Source organism: Acidimicrobiia bacterium (genome assembly GCA_018057765.1).
Lineage (GTDB): Bacteria > Actinomycetota > Acidimicrobiia > IMCC26256 > JAGPDB01 > JAGPDB01.
On the sequence record JAGPDB010000049.1, the window covers coordinates 1 to 3,752 of the forward strand.

Annotated in this window: 2 protein-coding genes; both read left to right on the top strand. The window is 35.9% G+C overall.

The features are described 5' to 3' along the window. The coding region (locus KBF89_08865) for a DeoR family transcriptional regulator (protein ID MBP9116432.1) at window positions 1-460 on the top strand (460 nt) is incomplete at its 5' end. Between the two features lie 45 nt (window positions 461-505). Then, window positions 506-3,640: a SusC/RagA family TonB-linked outer membrane protein gene (locus KBF89_08870; GenBank protein ID MBP9116433.1), complete on the top strand. Its 3,135-nt coding sequence runs from the start codon at window positions 506-508 to the stop codon at window positions 3,638-3,640. Window positions 3,641-3,752: the final 112 nt, after the last annotated feature.

Here is a 3,752-nt window from a genome sequence, read left to right on the forward strand (position 1 = left end):
TGGCGGTACCACTATACTTGAACTTGCCCGGAGTCTTCCTCCACAATTGAAAGCAACATTTATGTCGGGCAGCATACCAGCAGTACTTGAATATATGCATCATCCCAATATTGAAGTAATAGTAATTGGTGATAAAATTTCGAAGAATTCAAAAATAACGGTGGGTTCGGAAGCTATTGCAAAAATAAAACAGATGAAACCGGATATATGTTTTCTTGGAACAAATGCAATTGATATTCAAAGTGGAGTAACAGATAATGATTGGGAAGTGGTACAACTTAAAAAAGCAATGATTGAATCATCTAAGATGGTTGTTTGTCTTACTATATCTGAGAAAATAAATTCGACTCAACCGATACATGTTTGTGATTTAAGTAAGATAGACATGCTTATTACTGAGTTGGATGCAACAAACAGTTTATTAAAACCCTATATTGAAGCCGGGGTAAAAGTGGCTTAATAATATGGAACTGCTTATTTATTATATTAACTAAAAAAAACAGCTATGAGAAAAATTCTCCGATTGTTCTTAGTCTTTCCTTTGCTGCTATTAGTACTTTCTAAGCCTGCTATAGCTCAGGAAAGAACAGTATCTGGTACAGTTACGTCCAGTGAAGATGGGACGCCAATTCCAGGGGTAACTGTTACCAATTCCAAGAGTGGTATCAGAGTGCAGACCAATGACGCAGGCTACTACTCTATTGCCGCATCTACAGGTCAGACACTATCCTATACATTTGTAGGATATGTTTTACAACAACAAACAGTCCCCGCAACAGGGATGTTGAACATCAAACTTGTTTCAACTGACAACGAACTTGAAAATGTTGTTGTAACAGGCTATGGTCAAAAAAGAAACAAAAGAGAACTTGCCTACCAAACACCAACGGTGTCTGGTGAAGAACTTTCTTCAACAAGAAGAGACAACTTTTTAAATTCTCTTGCAGGCCGTGTTCCAGGTTTAACAGTAACATCAACATCTGGATTGCCAGGTGCAAGTGCTACAATTATGTTGCGTGGAGCTACATCAATAGGCGGTAATAACCAACCATTATTTGTTGTAGATGGTGTGCCATTAGATAACGGTTCAATGAATCAAGAAGATCTTATTGCGGCAAGTAACACAAACGCTGTTGGCTTTGCGAACAGAAACAGTGACTACACTAATCGTATTGCTGACATTAATCCTGAAGACATAGAGCAGGTTGTTATCTTAAAAGGACCTGAAGCCGCAGCACTTTATGGTTCAGACGGAGCATCAGGAGCAATAATCATTACCACTAAAAAAGGAGTTTCTGGCAAAGCAAGAATTAGCTATGATAATTCTTTCAGAACAGATGAGGTTTATCGCTTCCCTCAAATTCAAACACAGTTTGCAAGAGGAATAAATGGCATTTATAACCCAGAAGCATATTCCGCCACTTATGGGTTCCGTTATTTTGGTCCAGAATATGCCGAGAATGCACCTCAATTTGATAACTTAGGTAATTTCTTTCAGAATAGCTTTTCTCAAAATCATAATTTGGCTATTGATGCAGGAAATAAAGATGCCAGCTATCGTTTTTCTGTCAGTTACCTTAATTCAAAAGGTGTAGTTCAGAATACTGGGCTTAAAAGGATGACCTTCCGTTTATCTGCACAAACTAAATTGGGTGAAAAAATGACGATGTCTTCCAGTTGGTCTTATATCTCTTCTAATAATGATAAAGTTCCCAAAGGTGCTGGTACATATTATAACAACCTGATTACTTATCCTCGGGATATTGATGCTTCTAATTATCAAAATGCTGATGGAACAAGAAAAGTTATTAAAAGTGGAACAGACCTTGCTGCTGAGTTTGATAACCCCTATTGGGATGTTAATAAAAATAAAAGCAATGATGAAACACAGCGTTTAACAGGTAATGTGAACTTTAGTGCAGACCCTGTAAAATGGTTGAACCTTACAACGATTATTGGTATAGATCATTATGTTACCGAAGGATTTTATATGACACACCCTCAATCAAGATATGGATTTGCAACAAAAGGATTTCTTTCTACATATGAGCAGAACTATAACAACCTTAATGGTGTGGCAAGAGCCACTTTCAAGAAAACATTTGCTAAAAAGTTTGTAAATACACTTAGCACTTCGTTCTATATTGAGAGTAGCAAAAGAAATGTGAATTCACAACGTGGAGAACAATTTTTTGAACCTGATTTTATTTCCATTAACAATACAGCTCCTTTAACTCAGTCTGCAAAACTTGTAAGAACTGAGATAAGGAAAATCAGAGCTTTTGCAAATTATACTTTAGGGTATAATAATATTTTATACATAACACTTTCTGGTATCCGTGAAGGTGTTTCCACACTTACATCAAAGTTTTATAACACACAGCCCTTCTACAATTATGGAAGTGCGTCTGCAAGCTTTATATTTTCTGATTTGAAAGCTTTTAAAGAAATGAAATGGCTTTCTTATGGAAAACTTAGAGCATCTTATGCAACGACCGGAAAAGGACCTTCTGTAGCTTATAGAATTGATCCACAGTTTACAACGGTAACTACAACTGGTGGTGGATTTGCATTAGATGTATTTGCAAGTAATAAAGATTTGAAACCTGAATATTCAAGAAACTTTGAAGTGGGTGGCGAGTTTCAATTCCTAAAAAGAAGACTTAGCATTGACTTAGCTTATTACATCATCAATACAAAAGATCAAATTGTAAGCAATAGATTGAGTTATGGTACTGGTGGAGTTTTGAAATACATTAACGGTGGAGAACTTGAAAATAAAGGTATTGAAATTCAGCTAAAAGGTACTCCAGTTAGAAAAGACAACTTTGATTGGGATATAACAGTAAACTTTGACAAGAACAGAGGTATTGTTAAAAAAATGCCTGCTGATTTACCACTTTACTATGATTCTGATACATGGGTATTTGGTGCTGTACGTTCCGAAGTTGCAGTGGGTACCTCTATCGCAAACTTAGTAGGCTTTGCTTTCCAGCGTAATGATGCTGGTCAACTTTTAATATCTCCTACTACAGGCTTACCAATTAACAGCACTGCATATACAAATATTGGCGACAGAACACCCGATTTCAAAATTGGTATAATTAATAGCTTTACCTTCTTTAGAAATCTAAGTGTAGCATTTAACCTTGATCTTAGAAAAGGTGGCGCTGTATTTAACGGAAATGAAGCAATGATGGTATTGACTGGCACTAGTACTAAAACCTTAGATAGGCTTCAACCAAGAATAGTTGATGGTGTGTTGGCAGACGGATTACAAAACACAGCAACCCCTACTAAAAACAACATTACAATTGTGCCTTATTACAGAAATGATTATTATGATGGAGCATTTGCAGAAGGCGATTTCATTGAAAATGTAAATTGGTTAAGAATGAGAGATATAACCATTGGTTACAGATTGCCAGACAAGTTCATCAAAAGACAGAAAATTGTAAGAAGTGCATCTATTTTTGTAACAGGAACTGATTTGTTCATCATAACAAATTACTCAGGAATGGATCCAAATGTAAATGCATTGAACTCTTCTAATTCCCGTGGATTTGGTGGTTCAGGAATCGATTACGGAGCTATTCCAAACCCAAGAGGAATCAATTTTGGTATTAAAGCACAGTTCTAATCTTAAAACAAATGAAAATGAAAAATATATTTATAAAAACAATTCTTTTTAGCTTCCTGCTAATGTCATTTGCGGGTTGTAAAAAGTATTTGAATATCAACTCCGATCCGGA

Coding starts and splice junctions, on each gene's coding strand:
- KBF89_08870 (MBP9116433.1), top strand. CDS start 506: ATGAGAAAAATTCTCCGATTGTTCTTAGTCTTTCCTTTGCTGCTATTA.